This is a genomic window from Arthrobacter oryzae (assembly GCF_037911235.1).
GTDB classification, from domain to species: Bacteria; Actinomycetota; Actinomycetes; order Actinomycetales; family Micrococcaceae; genus Arthrobacter; species Arthrobacter oryzae_E.
Map to the genome: position 1 here is coordinate 161,229 of NZ_JBBLYW010000051.1, position 17,145 is coordinate 178,373.

13 protein-coding genes are annotated in these 17,145 nt (G+C 65.7%); 4 read left to right on the forward strand and 9 right to left on the reverse strand.

Annotation, left to right across the window (positions count from 1 at the left end; translation table 11 throughout):
* Window positions 1-93: 93 nt before the first annotated feature.
* The 6 genes from WMN78_RS14545 to WMN78_RS14570 all read right to left on the reverse strand — a co-directional run bounded on the left by WMN78_RS14545 (window position 94) and on the right by WMN78_RS14570 (window position 10,437).
* Window positions 94-1,533 (reverse strand): alpha-amylase family protein, encoded by a 1,440-nt coding sequence (locus WMN78_RS14545; RefSeq protein WP_340534453.1) that lies wholly within the window; start codon window positions 1,531-1,533, stop codon window positions 94-96.
* Window positions 1,534-2,068: 535 nt separating this feature from the next.
* A complete protein-coding gene (locus tag WMN78_RS14550) occupies window positions 2,069-4,576 on the reverse strand; it encodes an FAD-dependent oxidoreductase (RefSeq protein WP_340534454.1) in 2,508 nt (835 codons plus the stop codon).
* A 39-nt stretch (window positions 4,577-4,615) separates the two neighbouring features.
* Window positions 4,616-5,545: a formyltetrahydrofolate deformylase gene (purU, locus tag WMN78_RS14555; protein ID WP_340534455.1), complete on the reverse strand. Its 930-nt coding sequence runs from the start codon at window positions 5,543-5,545 to the stop codon at window positions 4,616-4,618.
* A gap of 3 nt (window positions 5,546-5,548) precedes the next feature.
* On the reverse strand, window positions 5,549-7,471 hold the full coding sequence (locus WMN78_RS14560) for a BCCT family transporter (RefSeq protein WP_340534456.1): 1,923 nt from the start codon (window positions 7,469-7,471) through the stop codon (window positions 5,549-5,551).
* A 249-nt stretch (window positions 7,472-7,720) separates the two neighbouring features.
* A complete protein-coding gene (locus WMN78_RS14565) occupies window positions 7,721-9,136 on the reverse strand; it encodes a ferredoxin reductase (protein ID WP_340534457.1) in 1,416 nt (471 codons plus the stop codon).
* Window positions 9,133-10,437, reverse strand: coding sequence for an aromatic ring-hydroxylating dioxygenase subunit alpha (locus WMN78_RS14570; protein ID WP_340534458.1), 1,305 nt, complete (start codon window positions 10,435-10,437; stop codon window positions 9,133-9,135). The genes WMN78_RS14565 and WMN78_RS14570 overlap by 4 nt, the downstream gene beginning before the upstream one ends.
* A 163-nt stretch (window positions 10,438-10,600) precedes the next feature.
* Between WMN78_RS14570 and WMN78_RS14575 the strand changes: the two genes are divergently transcribed.
* A complete protein-coding gene (locus WMN78_RS14575; RefSeq protein WP_340534459.1) occupies window positions 10,601-11,533 on the forward strand; it encodes a LysR family transcriptional regulator in 933 nt (310 codons plus the stop codon).
* A gap of 66 nt (window positions 11,534-11,599) precedes the next feature.
* On the opposite strand, the gene WMN78_RS14580 is transcribed toward WMN78_RS14575, so the two are convergent.
* From WMN78_RS14580 to WMN78_RS14590, 3 genes are all read right to left on the reverse strand, one after another.
* The gene (locus tag WMN78_RS14580; protein WP_340534460.1) at window positions 11,600-12,409 is read right to left on the reverse strand and encodes an IclR family transcriptional regulator; all 810 of its coding nucleotides are present in this window, start codon (window positions 12,407-12,409) and stop codon (window positions 11,600-11,602) included.
* Window positions 12,410-12,546: 137 nt separating this feature from the next.
* Window positions 12,547-13,119, reverse strand: a complete 573-nt coding sequence (locus tag WMN78_RS14585) for a GNAT family N-acetyltransferase (RefSeq protein ID WP_340534461.1) — start codon at window positions 13,117-13,119, stop codon at window positions 12,547-12,549.
* 46 nt (window positions 13,120-13,165) lie between these two features.
* On the reverse strand, window positions 13,166-14,482 hold the full coding sequence (locus WMN78_RS14590; protein ID WP_340534462.1) for a helix-turn-helix transcriptional regulator: 1,317 nt from the start codon (window positions 14,480-14,482) through the stop codon (window positions 13,166-13,168).
* 136 nt (window positions 14,483-14,618) lie between these two features.
* Between WMN78_RS14590 and hxlB the strand changes: the two genes are divergently transcribed.
* From hxlB to WMN78_RS14605, 3 genes are all read left to right on the forward strand, one after another.
* Window positions 14,619-15,236, forward strand: a complete 618-nt coding sequence (gene hxlB / locus WMN78_RS14595) for a 6-phospho-3-hexuloisomerase (protein ID WP_340534463.1) — start codon at window positions 14,619-14,621, stop codon at window positions 15,234-15,236.
* Window positions 15,237-15,287: 51 nt separating this feature from the next.
* Window positions 15,288-15,911 carry a 3-hexulose-6-phosphate synthase gene (gene hxlA / locus WMN78_RS14600; protein WP_340534464.1) on the forward strand — a complete coding sequence of 208 codons (624 nt, stop codon included), beginning with the start codon at window positions 15,288-15,290 and terminating at the stop codon, window positions 15,909-15,911.
* A gap of 484 nt (window positions 15,912-16,395) precedes the next feature.
* Window positions 16,396-16,962, forward strand: a complete 567-nt coding sequence (locus WMN78_RS14605; protein ID WP_340534465.1) for a hypothetical protein — start codon at window positions 16,396-16,398, stop codon at window positions 16,960-16,962.
* Window positions 16,963-17,145 lie beyond the last annotated feature (183 nt).

The window sequence follows — 17,145 nt, forward strand, 5'->3', positions numbered from 1 at the left end:
CGTTCCGGCCCGCCTCAACCATGGGTCAGGGCTGGAGAACCAGGAAACATCATCTGGGCGCCCTGCGGAGCGCAGCGGGGCAGCCTCGGTGAGCTAGCCCTTTCCGAGGACGGCCCACCCGAAACCGGGCAGGCCCACGGCGTCGCGGTCCGGATGCGGGCGGGCCTGCCCGGCCAGCAGCGCGCCGGACCCGGACGGCACCGGCAGGTCCGCGGGCGAGCCGGACAGGTTCAGCGCAACCGTCAGGGCACCGCCGCCGGCCGCATCGCCGCCGGCCGCATCGCCGCTGGCCGCACCGCCGCCGGCCGCATCGCCGCCGGCCGCATCGCCGCTGGCCGCACCGCCGCCGGCCGCACCGCCGTCGGCACGGACCTGGTAGACGAGGTGTTCGTTGCTGAGCGTCAGGACCTTGGTGCGGGCCGTGTGCAGCCAGGCGTGCCGCCGGCGGAGGCCGATCAGTTCCTGGTGCAGGTGGTAGACGGGCCAGCCGGCCTTCGCCAACTCCGCGGGAGAGGCAGGGAACGCAGGACGGACCGCGTCATCTCCGCCGGCGCGGTCCTCCTTGATGCCGCGGAAGGCCTGCTCGTCGCCGTAGTAGATGCAGGGCGTCCCGCCTACGCTCATCAGGACGGTGAGCGCAAGCCCCAGCTGGTCCGGGTTTTTCAGTTTGCTGGCAAGCCGGGTGACGTCGTGGTTGCCCACGAACGTGAGCGGCACAAAGGTCTCCAGGAATCCGTTGTGCCGCTCCAGCGCGGAAGCCAGCTCGTAGAAGTTGGCATCGTTGAGTGAACTCCAGACCGCTTTCCACAGTTCGTACTGCGTGACTGAGTCCAGGGTGCTCCGCTCCACCTCGTCGGCGAAGTCCCCGTGGATGTACTCGCCCACGAAGTAGGACTCCGGGTAGTCCCGGCGCACCTCCGCCAGCACCGGCGCCCAGAACGACGCCGGCACGGCGTACGCTGCGTCCAGCCGCCAGCCGTCCGCACCCCGGCCCAGCCAGTGCTTCATCACGTCCGTGACCAGGGCGGCGACCCCGGGCTCGTCGTGGTTGAGTGCCACCAGATGGTGATGGCCCTCGAAGTCCTCGTAGCCGGGCTCCGTTCCCGGCGACCACCCGGAGTCCGGCCACTGCAGGCGGAACCATGAGGCGGCGGGCGCGCCGGGCCCGTCAGCAAGCACCTTCTGGAACGGCCCGAAGCTGCGGCCCACGTGGTTGAAGACGCCGTCCAGCAGGACCTTCAGCCCCCGGGCGTGGCACTGGGCGATCAGCTCGTCAAAGTCCGCGTCATCGCCCAGCCGGGGATCGATCCGGAAGTAATCCGTGGTGTCATAGCCGTGCGTTTCCGAGGCGAAGACAGGTCCCAGGGCGAGCCCGGAAGCACCGAGTTCCAGCACGTAGTCAAGCCAGGGAACCAGTTGCCCCAGCCGGTGGGCAACGGGCTGCGCCGCCCGGGCCGAGGGTTCGGCGCCCACAAAGCCGATCGGGTAGACCTGCCACCAGATAGCGTGTTGGACCCAGTCCGGCTCCGTCATGGAGATCCACCTTTCGTCGGTTCCCCAACATACTCTGTCAGCTCCGCGGACGGGTCTTGAGCAAATCCTTGAGCCGCCTTGAGCAGATGCTGAGGCACTGTCGCCACACTCGAAGGGAAGGTCATGTAGCAAGTCTGCGCACCGGGGATGGTGATGGTCCGCATGGAAACAATTCAAGCAGGGCAAAGAATCCTGGCCGAAGCCGTGGCGCAGGCACTCATCCACCTGAAACATTCCTGGAAGGTCTATTCCCTTTCCCGTGCCCTGACCCAAGCACTCAAAGACTCCCGGGAGGCCTCCCGCTGGCCCGGCGACCGGCTGCAGGTGGGCACGCTCATGTCCCGGCGGGTTGAAGTGATCACCCGGCTCCTCCAGCGCGAGACAGTTGCCTACCCGGGCAAGCTGGCCGCGGGCTTACCCTGCCTTCCCGACCCTGTTAAAGCCGAAAACGACGACGACACTCCGGACCTGCCGGTGTGCCGCCGTCGTTCTGGCGCAAAAGAGGGTCAGGACGGCCGGTGGCCGCCAGCCGCCGTTACCCGCGGAGCCGTTCCATGCCGGGGTCGAACAGGGGTTCGGCGGTGACGGTGGCAGCAACCCGTTCGCCGAAGTACTCGATCTCCACAGGGTCGCCCTCGGAGACAGCGGCCGGCAGCCAGGCGTAGGCAATCGGCTTGCGCACGGAGTATCCGAAGGCGGCGCTGGTGACATACCCCGCCGCCTCACCGTTGACGTAGACGGGTTCCTTGCCCAGGACCATCGACGTGCCGTCGTCCACGGTCAGGCACCGCAGTACGCGCGCGGCAGGCTGCTCCTTCCGGGCCGCCAGCGCGTCGCAGCCCACGAAGCCCGTCTTGTCCTTGGCCACTGAGAAGCCCAGGCCGGCCTGGTAGGGGTGGTGTTCGGAATTCATGTCCGTGCCCCACAGCCGGTAGCCCTTCTCAAGACGCATGCTGTTGAACGCACCGCGCCCGGCAGCGATGATGCCGTGCTCCTGCCCGGCCTCGAAGAGCAGGTCCCAGAGCTTGAGCCCGTACTCGGCGGTGGTGTAGAGCTCCCAGCCGAGCTCGCCCACGTAGGAGAGCCGCATGGCCGTGACCGGGATGCCGCCCACGGAAATTTCCTTGGTCCGGAAGTACTTCAGGCCGTCGTTGCTGAGGTCATCAGTGCTGACCTTACCGATCACTTCACGGGCCAGCGGTCCCCACAATCCGATGCAGCAGGTGCTGCCGGTGATGTCCGAGACGTGAACCCATTGCGCCGGGTCCGCGGCGGACTGCTTCCGGGCCTCGACGCGGAGGTAGTCGAAGTCCACGTTGCTGTTCACGCCCAGCTGGAACTTTTCCTCCGCGAGGCGGGCAACGGTCACGTCGCTGCGGATGCCGCCGTCGTGCTCCAGCAGCAGGCAATAGGTGACTGCGCCGGGCTTCTTGGTGATGTTGCCCGTGCTGAGCCGGTGCAGCAGCGCCTGGGCGCCCGGACCGTTGACCTCCAGCCGCTTCAGCGGCGTCATGTCGTAAAGTCCGACGGCGGTGCGCGTCTTCCACGCCTCGGCCGCCGAAATGGGGGAGTGGAACATCGCGGACCACCCGTCCCGCTCCGGCGCCTGCCATTCCGCCGGCAGCACCTCGAGCAGGCCACGGTTGGCCTCGTACCAGTGCGGGCGCTCCCACCCCGCGGACTCCAGGAAGAACGCCCCGAGCTCCTTCTGCCGGACGTTGAACGGGCTGACGCGCAGGTCCCGGGGTGATTCCTTGGGCTGCAGCGGGTGCAGGATGTCGTAGATCTCCACGAAGTTCTGCTGGGATGTTTCGCTGACGTACTCGTCGCTGGTCTGCACCTTCTCGAAGCGGGTGAGCTCGGTGCCGTGCAGGTCGGTGCGGGACCGGCCGTCGATGAGCAGCTCCGCCACGGCCTTGGCGACACCTGCGGAGTGCGTCACCCACACAGCCTCGGCAACGAAGAAGCCGGCGAGGTCCGGGGCTTCGCCGATCAGCGGGCCGCCGTCGGGGGTGAAGGAGAAGATGCCGTTGAAGCCGTCCTCGATCTGCGCCGCGCGCAGGGCCGGAAGGAGGTCCTTGCTGTCCTCCCAGGCCGGTGCAAAGTCCTCCATGGTGAAGTCCAGGCGGGAGGGCATCCGGTGGTCGGACATTTCCTCGGCGGACACCTTCGGCAGGGCGGTCATGTCCACCGGCATCGGGCGGTGGGCATAGCTGCCGATGCCGATGCGCTCGCCCCATTCGCGGTAGTACAGGTCCTTGTCCTGGTAGCGGAGAATGGGCTTCTGGGCACCGTTGGGCAGTTCGTTCGCGCCCTTGAGTTCAGGGAGGGGGGTGGACTTGACGTACTGGTGGGCCAGCGGCTGCAGCGGCACATCCAGGCCCACCAGCTTGCCGAGCTCACGGCCCCAGAAACCGGCGCAGGAGACCACGATGTCCGCCGGGATCACGCCGTCGGCCGTTTCGACGCCGGTGACCTTGCCGCCGGCCTGTTCGATGCCGGTCACGGCGGTGGAGCCGAGGTAGATCACGCCGCGCTCGCGGGAACGCTCGATCAGCAGCTGCACGGCACGGGCTGCGAGGGCCAGCCCGTCCGTGGGGATGAGCAGGCCGCCCAGGACCTCGCGGCCGCCGGTGAGCTTACCGGTGTTCAACAGCGGGTAGATCTTTTCGCATTCGTCGGCGTCGACGATCCGGCTTTCGACGCCCCAGGAGGTCATCACACCCATCTTGCGCTTGAGGTCGGCCAGGCGTTCGGGAGTAGTTGCCAGTTCCAGGCCGCCCACCTGGTTGAAGCAGGACTGGCCGTCCTTGCTCAGGGAGAGCAGCTTGTTGACGGTGTACGTGGCGAATTCCGTCATGGTCTTGGACGGGTTGTTCTGGAACACCAGGCCGGGGGCATGCGATGTGGAGCCGCCGGCCAGTTCCAGCGGGCCCTGCTCGACGACCGTGATGTTGGTCCAGCCGCGGCTGGCCAGCTCGTCCGCGAGGTTGGTACCGACGATGCCGGCGCCGATGATGACGACGCGTGGTGATGCGCTCATGATAATTGGTTCTCCTGTTTTGCGTGGCGGGCGTTGGCGTTAGCGGAAGACGACGGTGCGGGTGTTGTTGAGCAGGACCCGGTGCTGGCAGTGCCACCTAACCGCGCGGGACAGTGCCTGGGATTCGGCGTCCCTGCCTACAGTGACCAGTGCATTCGGGTCCAGGCTGTGGTCCACCCGGAACACTTCCTGTTCGATGATCGGGCCCTCGTCCAGGTCTGCGGTGACGTAGTGCGCGGTGGCTCCGATGAGCTTCACGCCGCGGTCATAGGCCTGGTGGTAAGGCTTGGCCCCCTTGAACCCGGGCAGGAAGGAATGGTGGATGTTGATGGCGCGGCCGCGGAGGGTCTTGCTGAGGCCGTCCGAGAGTACCTGCATATAGCGGGCCAGGACCACCAGGTCTGCCTGGTACTCCTCGACCAGTTCCAGCAGGCGCGCCTCGGCCTGCGGCTTGGTGTCCGCGGTGACCGGGACGTGGATGAACGGCAGGCCCGCGGCTTCCGCCATGGGGCGGAGGTCCTCGTGGTTGGACACCACGACGGCGATCTCCGCACCCAGGCTGCCGGCGCGCCAGCGGAAGATAAGGTCGTTGAGGCAGTGGCCGAACTTCGAGACCATTACCAGCACGCGCTGGGGGCGGCCGTCGTGGATGGCGAACTCCATGTCGAACTCATGGGCAACGGCGGCGAACTCCGCGCTGAGGCCTTCAGCGGACACTTCCTTGTCTCCCGGAGTGAAGGCCGTGCGCAGGTAGAGCTTGCCGCTCATGTGGTCATCGAACTGCTGGTGTTCAACGATGTCGAAGCCGCGATCAGCGAGGAATGCGGTGATGGCCCGGACGATTCCGGGGCGTTCCGGGCACGCAAGCGTGAGGACGTACTGTGCGGTGCCGGTACTGCGGACGCTGGGGACGGCGCCGGCTTCCGCCGTCGCGTTACCGGTGGGGCGGCCCTCAAGGACTGTGGTCATGGTCTACTCCTGGTTCTTTGCGGGGGCTTGGGTGTCAGCGGGGGAAGCGGCGCAGGGGCCGCCGTCTGAACAGCGCTGATCACATTGATGCTTGGTAACGAGATCGAACTGGACGCCGCCGTGCTGGTCCACGCCGGTCCGGATGGCTCGCTCCACTACTGAGTCAGCCAGCCGCCGCCGCAGGGACAGCGGGTCCCGGCGCAGGTCCTTCACCAGGGCGAAGCAGAGCAGCAGCATGACCAGCACGAACGGCAGGGCTGCCACGATGGTGATGCGCTGCAGCCCGGACAACGCTTCGGAGGGCTTGTCGCCACCGGCGAGCAGCATCACGGCCGCCACCGCCCCGGTGAGGACGCCCCAGAAGATGATCAGCCCACGCTTCGGGTCCGAGGATCCGTTGGAGCTCAATGACGCCATGATGATCGACGCCGAGTCGGCTCCCGTAATGAAGAAGATGGCCACCAGAACCATGGCGAGGACGATGACCGCCGCGGTCAGCCAGGCCGGCATGGACATGTTCTTCACCAGGTCGAACAGGGCTCCGTCAAAGTCGATGGACGGTGACCCGCTGGCCATGGATACGAGGCCGGCTGCGCCTGCCTTGTCCGCGTCCTCCTGGATCTTGAAGGCCGTTCCGCCGAAGATGCCAAACCAGATGACGCTGACGATGCTGGGTACCAGCAGGACGCCGGTGACGAACTGCCGGATGGTGCGGCCGCGGCTGATCCGGGCGATGAACATGCCCACGAAAGGCGTCCAGGACACCCACCAGGCCCAGTAGAAGATGGTCCAGCCGGACATCCAGGTGCGCAGGGCCTCGTCCCCCACGGCCTCGGTGCGGGAAGCCATCTCGGCCAGGTCCCGGGCGTAGTCGCCCACCGCGGCCGGGATGAGGTTGAGGATGAACAGCGTTGGCCCTGCGATGAAGACGATGAGCGCCAGGACAACGGCCAGGACCATGTTGATGTTGGACAGCCACTGGATGCCGCGGCTGATGCCGGACACCGCCGAGGCCACAAAGCAGGCGGTCAGGACGGCGACAATGGCCACGAGCACGGGCGTACCCACCTCGCCCATCCAGCCGTTTGAGCTCAGCCCGCTGCCGATCTGCAGGGCGCCCAGACCCAGGGAAGCCGCCGTGCCGAAGAGCGTGGCGAAGATCGCCAGGATGTTGATGACCTTGCCTACCGGCCCTTCCACCGTCCTGATGCCGAACAGCGAGGTGAACGCCGCGGAGATCAGCTGCCGGCGGCCCAGGCGGTAGGTTCCGTAGGCCATGGCAATGCCGACGACGGCGTACATCGCCCAGGGATGCAGGGTCCAGTGGAAGATGGAGGTGGCCATGGCGGTCTGGATGGCCGCAGGGGTCCTCCCGTCCACCGTTCCGGGCGGTGGAGAGACGTAGTGGTACAGCGGCTCGGCCACGCCGTAGAACATCAGGCCGATGCCCATGCCGGCCGCGAACATCATCGCGATCCAGGAAACAGTCCGGAACTCCGGCTTTTCCCCGTCCTTGCCGAGCGGGATGTTGCCCCATTTTCCGAGGGCCAGCCAGAGGACAAAAACGACGAACAGCGAGGCCAGGACCATGAAGAGCCAGCCGGTGTATTCCATCACCCAGTCAAGGGCCAGTGTGGAGGTGGCAGCCAGGCTGTCCCGGCCCAGGAAACCCCAGGCCACAAAGGCGAGTGCCAGGACACCTGTGATACCAAAGGTGGCCTTGTCGAGGGTGAGCTTACGGTTTCGCCGTTGTGCCACAGCCTGTTCGGCCTTGGTCTGGCGGAGTTCCTGCATGATCTGCTGGGTGTCCTCCGCGTCGTGCGAATCGTGGGAGGAGGGAGAGTTCTCCGGCGCAGGAACGAGTTTTGGCTCCTCAAGCTCAAGTGGGGGTTGGGCATCCGTGCGGATGTCGCTGTTCAAAGCCATGTCAAGTCCTTTGGTTTGAATTCATGGGCGTTGTACTCCGGCGTCCCCAGGCCGGGCGGAAGGTTGACTTCCTGGCATTCAGTACAGAGTCGGCTTCGTTTTGATCGGCGGCTGTTCCGCAAAGATCAACACGTCTCGTAATAAGCAACAGAGTGGCCCGGATCACAGTCACGTGTCAAGGTTTTTGCGAATTCTTAAGCCCGATTTCAGGGGTTTCGGCTGCGCCTTGACAGTGGGCTGGAACAGGGGTCAGGCATCGATCACCAGGTCCGTCTGCGCGATGGAGCAGCAGGGCAGGAATTTGCCTGCAGAGATTTCGCGTGCCCGGATCCCGCCCTGGTGGTTCATCTCGATCTCCCCTGAAAGCTTGACGACCTTGCAGGAGCCGCACATGCCTTCCTTGCAGTTCGCGCCGATCCTGACGCCGGCACGCTGTGCCACCTCGAGGATGCGCTCGGCGGGGTCGATCCGCACATTGATGCCGGTACGCATGAAGGACATGGTGAGGCTGCCTGTTCCCACCGTGTCGAAGCTCGAGGCATCAGGGGAACCGGCTTCCGGCTCCCCGACCGGGCTGTCGGCGGAGGGGTCGGAGCCGGGCGTGTCCGGGTCGACGATTTCCAGCGGCAGCCCGGAGGCCTGCAGAGTCCCGTCAGCGTCGTAGCCAGGCTCGTAGAGCCCGAACGCGGCGGGCTGGCCTTCAAAGTAGTCCTCGGCGGATTCGGCGATCTCCTCGGCGATCTCCTCCGCGACGTCGGCTGCAAGGGCCACCTCCGCCTGGTATTCAAGGAGCGTCTGGCGGTCTCCGGAGAAGAACTCCATGTAGATGGAAGTGTCGTCCACACCGACCTTCTGGAGGAGCTCGGCGGCGGTGTTCAGGTAACCCTCAGGACCGCATGCGTACACCTGGCGGCCGTTGGCGTCCGGAGCCACCTCCTCGAGCATGGCTGCCGTCAGTCTTCCGCTGAGTCCTTCCCACCCCTCCGGTACGCTGCGGTCGCCCAGGGAGTAGTAGACCTTGATGCGTGAGTCCACCGATGCGATATAGGCAAGTTCCCGGTGGAAGGCAAAGCCTCCAGCATCCGAGCCGTGGTAGAGCACCACAACATCGGCGTGTCCGGGCAGGGAGTGGATGGTCCGCATCATGGACATGATGGGAGTGATGCCTGCGCCGGCGGCAAGCAAAAGATACCTTGCCCGGCGGTCAGCATCGGGCAGGTGGAATGCTCCCACCGGTCCCAGCATCTCAAGAACAGTGCCGGGTTTGACGTTCTCGTGCACCCACGGCGAGACCAGTCCCGTGGAGTCGCACTTGACGGTAATGCTGAAGGTCCACGGCTCGGTGGGCGAACTGGACAGCGAGTAGCTGCGGTCCACCGGTTCCTGGTCCTCGCCATTGACGGGAAATGCGACGTTCACGTACTGGCCGGCACGGAACGCCAGGGGCGCACCGTCGCAGCGGCGGAACACGAAGGTCATCATGGCGCCGGCCTCGGGAATAGTCTCGACGCATTCGGCCATGAACTCCTGCGGATGCCATGGGCCCAAAGCACGGGCTGCCCGGGCGGGTGTCTCAGTGCTTCCCATCACCCTGTTCCAGGGCATCTCAAGACCGCGAATACGCTGTGGTTCCTGGATTGCCGTTTCAGTGAGGAGTTCAATCACGCCAAGTGCTCCTGCACGCGCTGCACGTACCAGTTGATGAATGCCTCGACCTGGTATTCGCTCTTCATGTAGGGACCGGGCTCGTAGGCGGGACTGCCGGCACCCTGCTGGCAGAGCTCCACGAACGCCTTGTCCTGCAGGTTGGTCTGCTTCCAGGTGTAGGTGAGCTTCTCCAGGTCGTAGTCGACGCCTTCCACGGCGTCGTCAGCCACTAGCCAGGTGGTGCGTACGAGGCTCTGGTGTTCGTTGATGGGGAAGACACCGAAGGTGATGACATGGTCGCCGAGGAAATGGAACCAGCTGTTGGGCTGCAGGTGCATCGAGCAGCGGCCAAGGCGGAAGTCGGGCAAGTCACCGAGCAGCTTCTTGGAAAGTCTGCGTCCGTCCTCAGAGAACGATTCACCTTCTCCATCGAGTGATTCCCGCGAGATGCGGATTCCCGCGATGCGCGTGTCAAGCTGCTCGACCACCTCGTAGGGAAGGCCGTAGCGGCGGCACCGCTCCTCGAGGGAGGACTGGGCCTCCTTGTTCCGGTTCCACACTTCCTCAAGATGGGGCGGGATCAGGCCCTCCGTCAGGCCCCAGGTGGGGAAGAGGGAGCAGGCGAGCTCAGGGTGGCCGTCGCAGTGGTAGCACTCACGGTTGTTCTCCATGACGAGCTTCCAGTTGCCCTCTTCGATGATGTTCTGCTGGTAGGCGATTTTTGTCTTCGAGAGATCGTGGGGCGCCAGGTAGGGCTCAAAGATCTTTGCGGTTTCGTCGAAGTCCGTCGGCGGTTCAGCCGCAATGCACACGAAGATAAGTCCGGCGACCTCGCGGCCGTGGGCGCGCTTGAGGCCAAAGCAGCTCTTGTCGAACTTTGTTTCCCCCGGGGCGGAGGCATGGATCAAGTTGCCCTCCGGGGAGTAGGTCCAGGAGTGGTAGCCGCAGACCAGGTTTCCGGTTGACCCGGCAGCTTCGGTGAGAACGCGGGCGCCGCGGTGGCGGCATACGTTGTGCAGGACGTTCACGGCGCCGTCGTCGTTGCGCAGCACAATCAGGGAGTAGGGTCCGTAGTCGACGGTGACGTAGTCGCCCGGCTCCGGCAGTTCGGCGGTGCTTGCGGCAAAGATCCAGTGCTGGCCGAAAATGGCCTCCATGTCGATGTTGAAGATCGAGGGATCAGTGTAGAAGGGGGCATCGAGGGAGTAGCCGGTGCGCCGGAACTCAAACAACGCGGTAATTTCGGCCAGCTGCTCGGCGGGCAATGATGCAGCGAGTTTTCCGCGTGAATTGAGGGGCACGTTCACTGAAGCAGTCATGGGTTTCCTCCCGGGAGGCATGGGTAGTGGGTGTTGCGTGGTGACCACGGGTGCATGGGTGCTAGCTAGCCGCATAGTCGAAGAACTTGTAGTGATGAGATTAGGGACACATGAGCTGCAACAAAAGCGCAACATTTTGAAGATAACCATGCAGAATAGGTGCATGATCGATGCAAGGCTCATCACACTCCGCGTGTTCGCACGGTGCGGCACCATAGGCGCGACCGCCGAGCTCACGGGCTATTCCCCCTCTGCCGTCTCCGCGCAATTGCGGGAGCTCCAGCGCGTGCTTGGAATGCAGCTGCTGACGAAAGACGGCCGGGGCGTGCGGCTTACCGCCACGGGACGCTTTCTCGTGGCGGGCTCGGATCCCCTCATTGCCCAGTGGGAGAGCCTGCGCGCCGCAGCCATGGAGGCCGGCGACCAGGTGCAGTCCCACTTTGGCCTCGGCGGATTCTCCTCTGCAGCCGCCCAGTTGCTCGCGCCGCTGGCCGCCACCCTGCGCTCAACACGCCCCCTGCTGGAGGTGCAGGTTCTTGAGGCTGAACCGGCCCGCTGCTTCGACTTGTTGATTGCGGAACGAATCGACCTTGCAGTCATCGTCGCCATGCAGTCCGACAGTTATGGTGAGGACGATCCGCGCTTCGAGCAGAGAGTTCTGCTCGACGATCCACTGGACGTGATCATTCCCGGTGACCATCCGCTGGCATCACGCCAAACAGCGACGCTTGAAGAGCTGGCATCGGAACCCTGGATTACGGAGGCCGCCGGTTCCACCTACCATTCCCTCTTCACCGCGGCGTTCACGGCAGTCGGGGTGACACCGCGGATTGCCCATGAAGCCGTTGAATGGGAAACCCACATCGCGTTCGTGGGAGCGGGGCTGGGCGTCGGCCTGCTGCCCCGGCTGGCGCCTTTGCATGGTGCCGAAAACGTGGTTCGGCTACGCATCACCGGTCAGACGAAACCCACGCGCCGCATCGTCGCCGCGGTGCGCAGGGGCAGCATCGCCTCACCCCTGATCCAGGAGTCGCTCGGCATCCTGCAGTTCAACGCCAACCGGATTCTCACCGACCGGCTCAACGAGGACCTCTGAACGCTGCCGGCGCGGGGCGTCCTGGCGTTCGGCAGCTTCCTTATCCTCCCCATGGACGCTGATGCCTTAGCGGCGGGTGTAGCCCATCCTGGCGCTGACCTGCAGCCCCGCGTCTTTGAGGGCTTCGATCAGTCCCGGGGTTTTCTCGGGATCAAAGCGGAAGGCCGGGCCGGAAATGCTGATGGCTCCGATCACCGCACCCAGGTGGTTATAGACCGGAACGGCAACAGCAGTCAGCCCGATCTCGAACTCCTCCCGCACCACGCCGTAGCCCTCGCGGGCGACGTCGATGAGCTGGGTTTCAAGCTCTTTCCGGTTGGTGACGGTCCGTGGCGTCCGGGCCGGAAGGCCGGTCTCCTTCAGGATGCGGTCTCGATCGTCGGCGGACAGCGCCGCCAGCAGGACTTTCCCGCTCGACGTCGCGTGGAGCGGTGTCAGGCTGCCTACCCAGTCGTACGTGGCGAGCGTTGAAGGGCCCATGGCCTGGTCGACGTTGACCGCGTAGTTGGAGCGCAGGACGGCCAGGTTCACCGTCTCCTTGAATTCCTCGGCCAGGCTTTCCAGCACCGGCCGGGCCTCGCGGACCAGGCTGAGCCGCCCGGGAATCGAGCTTGCCAGCCTCAGGATGCCGAACCCCAGCTGGTACTTGCCGCGCTCGCTGTTCTGGTGGACCATTTCCCGGCCCACCAGCGAACCCAGCAGCCGGGAGACAGTGGACTTGTGGATGCCCATCTCCTCAGCGATATCGCTGACGCCGGCATGGCCGTCGCGGGCCAGGATCTCCAGGACCGCGAGGGCGCGGTCCACCGACTGGACGCCGCCGTGCTGGCCCGCTTCCGCGTCGATGTCGGATTCGGGGTCATTCTTCGAAGCCATGATCCATACTCTCAAGTAGTTTCTGCGGCTTGCTTACCCGCCACAAGGCCGCCTGGAGCGTCCTCTCGGTTAGTTGCACACTGTCGATCCTATGCCGTGAGGTGTGACGCGGCCCGCATTGCGTTAGCGCGTGGACATCACTGCAGGTCCAGGCGCATCAGCACGCGGGGAAAGCCGTTGAGCATGGATTCGGTGTCTGCGGCCTTGGTGAACCCGGCCTCCTCGAAGAGCTTCCGGGTGCCCACGTAGGCCATGGTCAGGTCCACCTTCCTGCCCTGGTTATCGACGGGGTAGCCCTCGATGGCCGCCGCCCCGTAGCTGCGGGCAAAGTCGACGGCGCCTTGTAGCAGGTGGCGGGAGATCCCCTCGCCGCGGTGCCCCGGCCGCACCCGGATACACCACACGGACCACACCTCGAGGTCGTCAACGTGGGGGATCTTGCGGTTGCGGGCGAAGCTGGTGTCCGAGCGCGGATGGACAGCCGCCCAGCCCACCACCTCGTCGCCGTCGTACGCGAGCACGCCGGGCGGAGGGTCCTCCCGGACCAGCTCCCTCACGAGTTCCCCGCGTTCCGGGCCGCGCAACTCCAGGTTCTGCCTGGAGGGGATGCGGTAGCTCAGGCACCAGCACACGTTCGCATCGGGGCGCTTGGGACCCACCATCGCCTTCACGTCCTCGAACAGGGCCGCCGGACGAACTTCGATTGCCATGTGGTGCAGTCCTCCTGTGCTGTGTTGCCACGGTCCCTGGATGGGCCTAACGCAGCCCGTTGCTGTGGGCCATCGCGATGGCCTCCGTGCGTGAGGAAGCGCCCACCTTCCGGTAGATGTTCCGGAGATGAAACTTCACAGTGTTCTCGCTGATGTGCAGTTTGGCGGCGATGGCCCGGTTCCGCTGGCCTGCCGCCAGCAGTTGGAGGACTTCGAGCTCGCGCTCACCCAGCTTCCAGTCGGCGACGTCGGCCAGTTGGCGGGCGGGCGGATCGAGGGGGAGCGAGACGGCGACGTCTGCGCCCCAGCCGGCCATCACATCCACCGACATGGTGCCGTCCAGGGCTTCGACGCGCTGGGCGAGGCGGGCCATGTTCGGTGCGGCCGTGGACAGTTCCCCGGGACCGTCGTCGCGGACGTTGACCAGGAGGTTCTCGCCGTCGCAATCCCACTGCGTACGGATCCGGCGGACTCCCGGCTGGTCCACCATGGCGAGCACCAGCCCGCGGACGATCGCCCGGGCCGCATGGGCCACTTCGCCGGGCAGGGCGCGGCCGTTGACGGGAGGCTCGATGAACTGGACGTCGATCCCGCTGAAATTCATGAGCGGCTTCAGGTCCTCGCGGAGCCGCTGGAACGCGGTGGCGACGGGTTCCTCCACGAGTTCCGTGGTGCGGTCGTTGAGCGTGCGGAGGCCCACGAGCGCCTTGGCGGCGACGTCCGTGGCGGATTTCCGCGCTGCGTCGTCGCTCAGTGCGGGCGAGCGCAGCGCGGCAAGCAGGGTTTCAAGGGTGGTGGAGTGGTGGTCTACCAGTTCGGCAGTCACCCTGAGCCGCTCGGCCGAGGCGGCGCGGGATTCAATGAGGTACGACGGCGGCGCGTCGGCCACCTTCTCGCGGATACGCTCCGCCGCCAGCGCCCAGAGGTAGCGGACCATGCGTTCTGCCGCTTCGCGGCCGGCCGGGTCGGCGGTGTCTGCAGTTTCTGCAGGATGCTGCGGATCGGCGATGACCAGCAGCGCATTGCTGGGCGAAGAGAAGGCAAGGACCGGCCGCGCCGCGCCGCCCAGCATGGCTTCGCCCCGCCAGGCATCTTCCGGCCCCGCATCACCTGAGCGCAGCTCGCGGGCATCGGACAGCGACGCCCGGATGTGGTCCAGTTCGGCGATGGACACTCGGCTGATGATCGATTCGTCGCCGGCTTTCTTCTGGGGCCGGCCGGTGCAGTCCTCGGTGAAGATGACCAGGGCGCTGCTGCCCAGGTAGGGGAGGGTGGCTTCCCGCAGCCGTTGGGCGATGCCGGCCAGCGGAGCGGTGGACAGGGCGGCAACGGCTTCGAGCAGGTCTGTATCGGGGGCTTCCACCTGCCCAGTCTACGAGTGCTTCGGAAGTTCGCCTATCCCTTTGGGTAGCAAAGACCGTTCGATCATGGCGTTGGACCCGCCCGACAGGCGGGAAAGGATGAGTAGGTAGCAACTTTCGTGAAGGAGGAACCAGCCGATGAGCGTCATCGCCAAAACCGATCCGGCACTCGAGGCCGAGACTGCCCTGGCCGGTCCGTCCCGGGCCTTTAGCCGCAACCTGGCTCTTGTCCGGGACGAAATCACCCACGTGTCCCAGCGCATCGACCCGGCGCAGGTGGCGGCGCTCGTGACTGAGCTGCGGCTGGCGGACAGGATCTTCGTGACCGGCGCCGGCCGCAGCGGGCTGGTCCTGAAAATGGCGGCCATGCGGCTCATGCATCTGGGGCTGGCGGTGCACGTCGTGGGTGAGACGACGACGCCCGCCATCCGCGCCGGCGACCTGTTGCTCGCGGCCTCCGGTTCAGGCACCACCCCAGGCGTCGTCAAAGCGGCCGAAACCGCGGCCGGCCAAGGCGCGCGGGTCGCTGCCTACACCACGAACTCCGGTTCCCCGCTCGCGGAAGCCGCTGCCGCCGTCGTACTCATCCCGGCCGCCCAAAAGACTGACCACGGTACCGCCGTGTCCCGGCAGTACTCGGGCAGCCTCTTCGAACAGGTGTTGTTCGCCACCACCGAGGCCGTCTTCCAAAGCCTGTGGGACGAGGATGCGGCGGTGTCTGAAGACCTCTGGCAGCGTCACGCGAACCTGGAATAACCCGCACTCCCTACCGCCAAAACCCCACCCCACCCAGAAAAGAGACCACACATGAAACTGCAAGTCGCCATGGACGTCCTGACCGTCGAAGCCGCCCTCGAGCTCGCCGGCAAGGTGGCCGAATACGTCGACATCATCGAGCTCGGCACCCCGCTGGTGAAGAACGCCGGACTGTCCGCCGTGACCGCCGTCAAGACAGCACACCCGGACAAAATCGTTTTCGCTGACATGAAAACGATGGACGCCGGCGAGCTTGAAGCCGACATCGCGTTCGGTGCCGGAGCCGACCTGGTGTCCGTCCTCGGTAGCGCGGACGATTCCACCATTGCCGGCGCGGTTAAAGCAGCGAAGGCGCACAACAAAGGCATTGTTGTCGACCTGATCGGCGTCGCGGACAAAGTCACGCGCGCCAAGGAAGCCCGCGCCCTGGGAGCCAAGTTCATCGAGTTCCACGCCGGCCTGGACGAGCAGGCCAAGCCGGGCTACAACCTGAACGTGCTGCTCACCGCGGGGGAGGAAGCCCGGGTGCCGTTTTCCGTGGCCGGCGGTGTAAACCTTTCCACCATTGAAGCCGTACAGCGCGCCGGTGCCGATGTCGCCGTCGTCGGCGGTTCCATCTACAGCGCGGACGATCCCGCGCTCGCCGCCAAGCAGCTGCGGGCCGCGATCATCTAGCAAGTAGTGCCGCGGCCGGCGGTGCGGAACGGGGGCCGGATTCGAGTAGTCCGGGCCGTTCCGTGCGGACCGCGGCCGTGCCACACTTGATGGACTATCGATTGACTGGGGGGATCCACGTCAGGAGATTGTCATGGGCACTGTGATGCAACCCCGTACGTCCGGCCCTCGGAGGGCGGTGAACACCCCATGATGATCGGCTGGGCCTACCTCATAGCGGCCATCATGACCGTCGACTCGCTGCTGCTGGGACTGCTGTTGTTGCACATGCGGTGGCCCAGGAGCTGGAAGAAGCACGGCTGAAGCACCGCGCCCGGACGTCTTCGACGGATGGCATAACCTCCCGGCAAGCATTCACAGCCTGCCGACAGGATCCGAACAGCAGCGCCCTATGTTGACGCTGCATCTTTGAGTGAAGGACGGTGCAAACCGGCCGTTCTTCCCCAAAGAGCCGTTTCATACGGCGGATCGAGGAGACAACAGAATGTCACGCACGAAGAGAATCACGCTCGGCCTGACGGCCGGGGCACTGGCGCTGGGCGCCGGACTCGGAGTCACCGGGATGGCGTCCGCCGCCGAAACCCCGACCCCCAGCACCACGGCGTCGGCCAGCACCGACGGCTCAACGGCCACTGAGAGCGGAAAGCGCAGCGGCCACAAGGGCGGCGGCGACCGCGGCCAGCTGGCTGCTGACCTGGCAACGAAGCTTGGCGTCGAGGAAGCCAAAGTGACCGAGGCCATCCAGGCGTTCCGGGAAGCCAACAAGCCGGCCGGGGCGGCGGACGGCACCGCGCCGGCCGAAGGCACCAAGCCGGACCGCTCCGCCATGGACGCGGAAATGGCGAAGTCCCTGGCTGAGGCGCTCGGCGTCGAGGAGTCCAAGGTCACCGCAGCCCTGGAGGAAATCCGCGCGGCCAGCCAGGCCGAACGGGCAGCCGCCCTCAAGACCAGGCTGGACACTGCCGTTACCGACGGCAAGCTGACCCAGGCTGAAGCGGACGCCGTCACGAAGGCCGTGGAAGCCGGCGTCATCGGGGGCGGCGGCCGGTAGGGCCGCCCGCCCCACAGGACGCTCTCTCCCTTCCTGCCGCTTCAGGCGAAACGCTCTCTCACTTTCTTGAGGAAAGTGAGAGAGCGTTTCGGGTTTTCGTGCGAAAGGTTGTGAAGTTTGCCGATAAATGGCGGCGTTCTGTGATCGCTTCATGTCGCCCTCAGCTGGGAGCCAGACTGTCTT

What these genes read in the sequence shown, in the direction of transcription:
- WMN78_RS14545 (WP_340534453.1), bottom strand. Translation starts at nt 1,533, where the DNA reads ATGACGGAGCCGGACTGGGTCCAACACGCTATCTGGTGGCAGGTCTAC.
- WMN78_RS14550 (WP_340534454.1), bottom strand. Translation starts at nt 4,576, where the DNA reads ATGAGCGCATCACCACGCGTCGTCATCATCGGCGCCGGCATCGTCGGT.
- purU (WP_340534455.1), bottom strand. Translation starts at nt 5,545, where the DNA reads ATGACCACAGTCCTTGAGGGCCGCCCCACCGGTAACGCGACGGCGGAA.
- WMN78_RS14560 (WP_340534456.1), bottom strand. Translation starts at nt 7,471, where the DNA reads ATGGCTTTGAACAGCGACATCCGCACGGATGCCCAACCCCCACTTGAG.
- WMN78_RS14570 (WP_340534458.1), bottom strand. Translation starts at nt 10,437, where the DNA reads ATGACTGCTTCAGTGAACGTGCCCCTCAATTCACGCGGAAAACTCGCT.
- WMN78_RS14575 (WP_340534459.1), top strand. Translation starts at nt 10,601, where the DNA reads ATGATCGATGCAAGGCTCATCACACTCCGCGTGTTCGCACGGTGCGGC.
- WMN78_RS14580 (WP_340534460.1), bottom strand. Translation starts at nt 12,409, where the DNA reads ATGGCTTCGAAGAATGACCCCGAATCCGACATCGACGCGGAAGCGGGC.
- WMN78_RS14585 (WP_340534461.1), bottom strand. Translation starts at nt 13,119, where the DNA reads ATGGCAATCGAAGTTCGTCCGGCGGCCCTGTTCGAGGACGTGAAGGCG.
- hxlB (WP_340534463.1), top strand. Translation starts at nt 14,619, where the DNA reads ATGAGCGTCATCGCCAAAACCGATCCGGCACTCGAGGCCGAGACTGCC.
- hxlA (WP_340534464.1), top strand. Translation starts at nt 15,288, where the DNA reads ATGAAACTGCAAGTCGCCATGGACGTCCTGACCGTCGAAGCCGCCCTC.
- WMN78_RS14605 (WP_340534465.1), top strand. Translation starts at nt 16,396, where the DNA reads ATGTCACGCACGAAGAGAATCACGCTCGGCCTGACGGCCGGGGCACTG.